This is a genomic window from Gammaproteobacteria bacterium (assembly GCA_013001575.1).
In the GTDB taxonomy this organism is placed as follows: domain Bacteria; phylum Pseudomonadota; class Gammaproteobacteria; order Steroidobacterales; family JABDMI01; genus JABDMI01.
Genome location: JABDMI010000041.1, coordinates 38358 through 46782 on the forward strand (window position 1 = coordinate 38358; position 8425 = coordinate 46782).

The window sequence follows — 8425 nt, forward strand, 5'->3', positions numbered from 1 at the left end:
ATATCACCATATATATTATAAAATACTGGTATAAGTCAAAAAGTTGTGCAAATATGACACTTGATAGCAATTTATATGACATTATCAGAAATAACGAAGCCAGAAATTTGTTCATGATTTCATAGAACGATTTTCATTACACAGGGCAGGGGCGTTAAGTGTACGAAAGCAAACAAATCAAATCGACCATGCAGACATCTACTACTGGTGGTTCAATTATTGAAAATGCGATGTACATCAATTCGAGATTTTCAATTATTGCTACCGATCTGAAAGGTCATGTCTCATTCTTGAATAAATCAGCACTAAAATTACTTAACTGTGATAAATCTGCAGTTAAAGGCAAGCAATTTTCGAATTTGATTTATTCAGTAGACAGCCCAGATTATCTGATGCAAGATTTTACTTCAGATAATGAGGTACTAAGAAAGATCGATTTTGAACAAATAGTTATGCATAAGGACCAGTTAAAAGGCAGTGGATACGAGTGTTTGCTTTACCGTGAAAATAAAAGTCTATTGCCAATTCGCCTGACCATTAGTGAATTAAAAGACAAAGACAAGCAGTCAATTGGCTACCTTTGCACACTGATTGATATCGGGCCGGTATTGAACATACGCAAATCTCTTAAACAAAAAGATTTAAAGTTCAGACATCTGTTTGAAAGTTCCGGCGACGGAATATTTTTGCTTAAGGATTTCAGGGTAATTGACTGTAATGCAGAAGCGGCAAGGTTATTCGGGAGTGATCGTGAAAATTTAATTGGCAGTCATGTAGCACGCTATTCACCTGCTGTGCAACACGATGGGGTGAATTCCAATGACAAGGCTAATGCTATTATCAGTAAAATCGTCCAATACAATAAACATCAGACTGAGTGGGAGCTTTTGAAATATGATGGAACACCGTTTATTGCAGAAGTTACCCTGAGTGTTGTTGAGCCAATGGAAGACGATGAAATGACCGTCATGGCTTGCATGCGTGACATCAGTGATCGAAAACAGTCTGAACGTGAATTAATGAAAACCCGGGAACAATTGCTTAGTCATAACCTGGAACTTGCATTAATTAACGATTTGTCCAATAAATTACATGCGACTACTGCAAAAGAAGATATTTACAAAATAACCATGCAGGCAATGCTTGATTACCCGGGAAATCCTCGTGTTGCCATTTACGAGGTGGACGAATCAAACACCGTTTTGAATCTTGTTGATGAGCACGGGAGTAATCCCGGCGAATCAGAAAAAGTCAGTGTGTTACCGATTAATCCGGATTTTATCGGCAATGCACTGGAGACCGGAGAAATGTTGTATTCCGGCGATATTCTGCATGATGACCGTATTCTGCCAAAATACAGGGATTTGATCGCTCAAGCCGGATTGCACTCTGTAGCAATCATTCCCCTGACATATCTCGATGAAAAAGTTGCAGTAATAATATTGTCTTATGCGAGTGCTCACGTGCTCGACGAACAAAATCTCGACATTCTACGTTCGATCGGTAAAGCAGTATCGCTGGCGTTGATTAATGCGGAAAAACATCGTGAATTGAATTTTATAGCAAAGCATGACGATTTGACGGGGCTGCCCAATCGCTCTAATTTTCATGAGTTTTTCGAAAATGCCATGGAAAATAACCGTATGCATAATGCGGCATTGTTTTTATTCGATCTTGACCGGTTCAAGGAAATTAACGATACCCTCGGTCATTTTACTGGCGACTTGATCCTTAAGGAAATTGGACCTCGCCTGCAAGCCATGGATATTGATAAAGAGTTTGATGTTTGCCGGCTTGGTGGCGATGAATTTATATTGTTTGCCAATGATGTTAGTAGTAAAGAAGAAGCAAAATCCATAGTCAAAAAAATACTCGCTGCATTGAATGAGCCATTCTCGATCAAGGACCTGAATCTTAGTATTGAGGCGAGTGTCGGGATTGCATTGTTTCCACATGACGGGCTGGATAATCATGCTTTATTACGTTCCGCTGATGTTGCCATGTATAACGCCAAAACATCCGCCCGCAGTTATATGTTTTACGAAACCTCGGATGATAAATATTCCCCGGAACGTTTGACCATGATCGCCGAGCTCAGCTCATCGATAAAAAGCGGTCAATTATTTTTGCATTATCAACCAAAAATGGACCTTATCACCAAGGACATCAAAGGCTTTGAAGTTCTGGCAAGATGGGAGCATCCCAAACTCGGTATGTTGAGTCCGGCTATGTTCATTCCACTGATTGAAATGTCTAATTCCATTTTTGAGTTCACAGAAGAAATACTGAATCAGGCACTTGCACAACAACAACAATGGATCAAGAACGGGCAAGATTACACAATTGCAGTGAATATTTCAGCGCGTAACCTTATAGATAATCGACTGGTAAAATTGTTAAAAGTGTTGCTGGAAAAATTTGATGCGGACCCGTCCAAAATTGAACTTGAGATCACTGAAACGGCCATTATGCATGACGCTTACAAGTCAACAGAATATCTCACCCAGATCTCAGACCTGGGAATAAAATTGTCAATAGATGATTTTGGAACAGGATATTCTTCATTGGCATATTTGAGAAATCTCCCGATCAATAAATTAAAACTGGATCGTTCATTCATAATGGACATGTTGAAAAGCGCCGATCGCGCATACATTGTCGAGACCATTATCAAATTGGCAAAAGCACTTGAGCTCGAGGTGATCGCCGAAGGTGTAGAAGACGAGGTCACTTTGAATAATCTGAAAAAAATGCAATGCGATACGGCACAAGGCTATTTTATTTGCAAGCCGAATAATTGGGATGAGATCGAACACTGGCTTAAGCGTCGTACAAAAATGGTGTAAAACCAGCCACTGTGGTAACGGGTACTTTTGCTGTACATGATACGAGTTGTTGACAATTTCGTGCTGAGAACCGCCAAATCACGGATTTATACAGCTTCAGTGTCGCTTTTAATTGACAGCCTCCTTAAACCCAGTAAAATTCCCGACCCTGCAGAACAATTTGCACAGAAAACACCCACAGGACTATAGCTCAGTTGGTTAGAGCGCTACCTTGACATGGTAGAGGTCAGCAGTTCGAATCTGCTTAGTCCTACCAAGCTGCCTAAGGCAGCTTAAAAAATAATCCCATCCCTGCTAGCAGGGATTAAAAGCCTTTTAGCTAAGCTTTCGGAGATTTAAAGAATAATCCTATCTCAGCTATGCTGAGATCTAAAATCAATTAAGTTTGTCCCGCAGGGACTAAAACAAACCTCAGGCAGAGGTTCATAGTATCAACAAACATTAATCACGCGATCTTTTGTAAGGATCGCCACTGGAGAAAAACAATGCCTGTAATCACACTTCCCGACGGTTCTCAACGCGTATTCGACAAGCCTGTGACTTTGGCTGAAGTTGCCGCTGATATTGGTCCTGGTTTAGCCAAAGCGACCATTGCCGGTAGTGTGAACGGTTACCAGATCGATGCCAGCGATCTTATCGAGCAAGACGCCGATGTGGTTATCTACACGAGCAAAAGTGACGAAGGTCTGGAGATCATTCGCCATTCCTGTGCGCATTTGATCGGACATGCCGTTAAACAATTGTATCCGGATGCCAAAATGGCTATCGGCCCGGTAATCGATGAAGGCTTTTATTACGACATCGAATACGAACGTGCGTTTACACCCGATGACATCGAAAAAATTGAAGCCCGTATGCACGAGTTGATTAAGACTGAATACGATGTGGTCAAACAATGGGCCACACGGGATGAGGCGATCAATACCTTCGAGAATCGTGGCGAACCCTACAAAATAGAAATTATTCAACAAGACATTCCCGAGAGCCAGGAACGCATTGGCTTGTATCACCATGAAGAATACACCGACATGTGTCGCGGGCCACACGTCCCCAATACCCGGTTTTTGAAAAACTTTAAACTGACCAAAGTATCGGGTTCCTATTGGCGCGGTGATGCTACCAAACAAACGCTGCAACGAATTTATGGCACCGCATGGGCCAGTAAAAAAGATCTGAAAGCTTACATGCATCGCATGGAAGAAGCGGCCAAACGTGATCACCGTAAATTTGGTAAAAAATTCGACCTGTTTCATTTGCAGGAAGAAGCACCTGGCATGGTGTTCTGGCACGACAAAGGCTGGACCATTTATCAAACGATTGAAAAATACATGCGTGGCAAATTAAAAGACCACGATTACCAAGAGGTCAAAACGCCACAAATTCTGGACAGATCGCTATGGGAAAAATCTGGTCACTGGGACAAGTACGCGGAACACATGTTTACTACCGGTTCTGAAGATCGCACTTACGCCATCAAACCGATGAACTGTCCCTGCCATGTGCAGATCTATAATCACGGCCTGCACAGCTATCGCGAATTGCCATTACGCATGGCTGAATTTGGTTCCTGTCATCGCAATGAGATCAGTGGCGCCTTACATGGCCTCATGCGGGTGCGCAATTTTGTACAAGATGATGCGCATATCTTCTGTACCGAAGACCAGATTCAAGCGGAAGTCGCCTCTTTTGTGGGTTTTTTACAGGAAGTCTATGCCGATTTCGGCTTTAGTGACATTGAGGTCTTTCTGTCCACTCGACCCGAGAAGCGGGTAGGGGATGAAGCCCTTTGGGATAAGGCGGAAGAGAGCTTGCAAGCGGCCTTGGAAGCCACTGGATTGAAGTGGACTTTGAATGCCGGCGATGGTGCTTTTTATGGTCCCAAGATCGATTTTTCCTTACGCGACAGCATTGGCCGAAGTTGGCAATTAGGCACTATGCAGCTGGATTTCTCCATGCCGGAGCGCTTGGGGGCAGTTTATGTGGCGGAAGACAACAGCAAAAAAACACCCGTGATGCTGCATCGAGCCATTCTCGGATCGCTGGAAAGATTCATTGGTGTGGTACTTGAACATTACGCCGGAAACCTGCCAACCTGGCTGTCACCAACCCAGATTACGGTCATGAGTCTCACAGACAGAACCAAGGAATACGCCAAAACTGTGTCCCAGGCCTTGAAAAAACAGGGGTTTAGAGTAGAAACAGACTTGAGAAACGAGAAGATCGGCTTTAAAATTCGCACCCACACTTTGCAGCGGGTGCCATATATGTTGGTACTTGGAGACCGCGAAGCCGAACAAGAGAGCGTGGCCGTACGTACCCGTAACGGGGAAGACCTCGGCGCCATGCCACTTGCAGAGCTGGTCGCATTGGTGGCCCAAGATGTACAGTCTAAAGGTCGGGACGCCTAGTCCTGGCTTTTTTATTCTGCACAAAGATTTTAATTAACTGGAGTAGTTACAATTAGTAAAAAACGTTCAAGACGCAATAAAGAAATAACCAATCATGAAGTTCGGGTCATAGACCAAAATGGAGAACAGATTGGTGTCTTACCAACCGAAGAAGCACTTAGTCTCGCCGCCGGAGCTAGCCTGGATTTAGTCGAAGTGTCACCCAACGCCGAGCCGCCTGTGTGCCGGATAATGGATTTTGGTAAGTATCTTTTTGAACAAAAGAAAAAACAACACTCCAACAAGAAAAAACAAAAGATTATCCACGTTAAAGAGATCAAGTTCCGACCAGGTACAGACGAGGGTGATTACCAGATCAAACTAAAACGTTTGATCAAGTTTTTGGAAAAAGGCGATAAGGTTAAAATTACCTTGCGCTTCAGAGGAAGAGAGATGGCGCACAAGGAATTGGGTGCACAAATGCTGGAACGCATCAAAGGTGACCTGGATGAGCTGGCTGCGGTTGAGCAGTTTCCTAAGCTTGAAGGTCGCCAAATGGTGATGATCATGGCGCCCCGTGCCAGTTAATTAACGGTTTCGGGATCAAAACGAATTTTGTGTTGCTGGTTGAGAGTTTGACCGGCAATCAAATAAAAAAGAACAGACTATTAATGGTCTGATTAAGAAGCGAACGTAGTCGACCGCTTATTCGGTCAATGACGTTACACCTTCAACCGTTGGCTGATACAGCAACTGGGAAAAGGTCATAACAGTGGTAACGCCTCAATAATAGAGGCAGGAGATAAACCATGCCAAAAATGAAAAGCAATAGTGGTGCAGCCAAACGCTTTAAGCGTACCGGCAAAGGCGGCTTTAAACGTCGTCAGTCGCACCTTCGACACATTCTTACCAAGAAAAGCTCCAAGCGTAAACGCCAGCTCGGTCTTACTCAGCAAGTTGCTGAGTGTGACAAAAAGTCGGTTACACGCATGTTGCCTTACTCATAATTAAAGGAGCAGAATCATGGCAAGAGTTAAACGAGGCGTAACCGCCAGAGCAAGACATAAAAAAGTTCTCAAACGTGCGAAAGGCTATTACGGCGCGCGTCGCAAGATCTATCGCGTCGCAGTCCAGGCGGTAACCAAAGCCGGTCAATACGCGTATCGCGATCGTCGCCAAAGAAAACGTCAATTCCGTCGTTTGTGGATTGCGCGTATCAATGCCGCAGCCCGTCTTTCGGGTTTGTCGTATAGCCGTTTCATAAACGGTTTGAGCAAAGCCGGTATTGAAGTGGATCGTAAAGTATTAGCGGATATCGCTGTGCATGACGCGGCAGGTTTTAGTGCCTTAGTTGAAAAAGCCAAGGCCAGCCTGTCTTAATTGCAGATACTTATGATTTACCGCCGTTAGAATATTAACGGACACACAAAAAAGCATTAAGATAACGGGGAAAGCCGAGGCTGACCCCGTTTTTTTATGTAATTTTTAAAACCTTTAGATACACAATATTTGGATCAAACATGTCGGAACAAACTTTCGATCTAGAAAAAATACTGCAGGAGTCTCTCACTCGGATCAAAGCTGCGGAGAGTCTGGATTCTGTTGAGCAATTACGCGTTGAGTTGTTGGGCAAAAAAGGGCAACTTACCGCACAATTGAAACAGCTGGGCAGTTTGCCGCATGAAGAGCGTAAGTCAGTTGGGCAGGGCATTAATGTTGCCAAGCAGACATTGCAAGCCTCGCTTAAAGCGCGTAAAGATGATTTACAACTTCAGGCTTTAGCCAAGCAACTCGAATCCGAGCGTGTGGATATCACTTTGTCCGGGCGTGGTTCAGCCGCCGGCAACCTTCACCCGATCACCAGAACCATGGAGAGGATTGAAGAAATGTTTCACTACGCCGGGTTTTTCGTGGCCGAAGGACCGGAAATTGAAGACGAGTTCCATAATTTTACCGCTTTGAATATTCCCGAAACTCATCCGGCTCGTGCCATGCACGATACATTCTATTTAGAAGAAAGTGTCGCTGGTCCAGGCAAATTGTTGCGCACCCATACTTCTCCGGTGCAAATTCGGACCATGGAGCAGGCTGTTAAAAACAATAAATTGCCATTGCGCTTGATTGCGCCAGGTCGCGTTTACCGTTGTGACTCGGACCTAACACATACCCCAATGTTTCATCAGGTTGAGGGCTTGGTCATTGATAAAAATGTAAGTTTTGCCAACCTGCGCTCGGTGCTGGAAGATTTTGTGCATGAGTTTTTTGAAGCGGATCTACCCGTGCGATTTCGACCATCGTATTTTCCATTTACTGAACCTTCGGCAGAAGTAGACATGGGATGTGTGATGTGTGACGGAGCCGGTTGCCGAGTCTGTTCGCATACCGGATGGTTGGAAATTTTGGGTTGCGGTATGGTGCACCCCAATGTGCTCAAGCATGTTGGTATTGATCCGGATGAATATTCCGGGTATGCCTTTGGGATGGGTGTGGAGCGACTCACGATGTTACGCTATGGCGTGAACGATCTGCGCTTGTTTTTTGAAAATGATCTGCGATTTTTGCAACAGTTTGCCTGAAAATTTAACCAGCAAAAGAAAATACTATGAAATTCAGTGAAGCATGGCTACGTGAATGGGTTAACCCGGACATAGATACAAGCACCTTGTGTCAGCAATTGACTATGGCAGGACTTGAGGTTGGTAGCGTGGAAAATGCTGCACCAAATTTTGAATCTGTTGTTGTTTCTGAAGTAATCAGTGTAGATAATCATCCGGACGCCGATAAACTCAGCGTGTGCAAAGTGAATGATGGTAATGAAACTTTGCAAATAGTGTGTGGAGCAAAAAATGTCCGCCCAGGATTAAAGGTTCCTCTGATCAAAGTAGGTGGCTTTCTCACTAATCCTGAAGGCAAGCAATTTAAGATCAAAAAATCCAAATTGCGCGGCGTAGAGTCAAACGGAATGTTGTGCTCGGCAGTTGAACTCGGTCTTGCGGAAAGCTCGGAAGGTTTGTATGAGCTGCCAAATGATGCACCTGTAGGAAAAAATATACGCGAATATTTGCAGCTGGATGACAAAATTATCGAGGTCGATCTTACTCCCAACCGGGGTGATTGTTTGAGTTTGCGTGGAATTGCACGTGAAGTCGCGACACTCAATCATGTTGAATTCAATGACCTTTGTTTCTCGGA

At 44.1% G+C, this 8425-nt stretch carries 7 protein-coding genes and 1 tRNA gene; all 8 read left to right on the forward strand.

The window, feature by feature from the left end:
* Positions 1–188: 188 nt before the first annotated feature.
* Positions 189–2846, forward strand: a complete 2658-nt coding sequence (locus tag HKN88_04060) for an EAL domain-containing protein (GenBank protein ID NNC97228.1) — start codon at positions 189–191, stop codon at positions 2844–2846.
* Positions 2847–3025: 179 nt separating this feature from the next.
* Positions 3026–3102: transfer RNA gene (locus HKN88_04065), tRNA-Val, on the forward strand.
* Positions 3103–3331: 229 nt separating this feature from the next.
* The gene (thrS, locus tag HKN88_04070) at positions 3332–5254 is read left to right on the forward strand and encodes a threonine--tRNA ligase (GenBank protein ID NNC97229.1); all 1923 of its coding nucleotides are present in this window, start codon (positions 3332–3334) and stop codon (positions 5252–5254) included.
* A gap of 51 nt (positions 5255–5305) precedes the next feature.
* Positions 5306–5821: a translation initiation factor IF-3 gene (gene infC / locus HKN88_04075; protein NNC97230.1), complete on the forward strand. Its 516-nt coding sequence runs from the start codon at positions 5306–5308 to the stop codon at positions 5819–5821.
* A gap of 221 nt (positions 5822–6042) precedes the next feature.
* Positions 6043–6240 carry a 50S ribosomal protein L35 gene (gene rpmI / locus HKN88_04080; GenBank protein ID NNC97231.1) on the forward strand — a complete coding sequence of 66 codons (198 nt, stop codon included), beginning with the start codon at positions 6043–6045 and terminating at the stop codon, positions 6238–6240.
* A gap of 16 nt (positions 6241–6256) precedes the next feature.
* On the forward strand, positions 6257–6613 hold the full coding sequence (gene rplT, locus HKN88_04085; protein NNC97232.1) for a 50S ribosomal protein L20: 357 nt from the start codon (positions 6257–6259) through the stop codon (positions 6611–6613).
* A 140-nt stretch (positions 6614–6753) separates the two neighbouring features.
* On the forward strand, positions 6754–7809 hold the full coding sequence (pheS, locus tag HKN88_04090) for a phenylalanine--tRNA ligase subunit alpha (protein ID NNC97233.1): 1056 nt from the start codon (positions 6754–6756) through the stop codon (positions 7807–7809).
* Positions 7810–7835: 26 nt separating this feature from the next.
* Positions 7836–8425, forward strand: a 590-nt coding sequence (locus HKN88_04095) for a phenylalanine--tRNA ligase subunit beta (protein ID NNC97234.1), incomplete at its 3' end; no start/stop codon positions are given.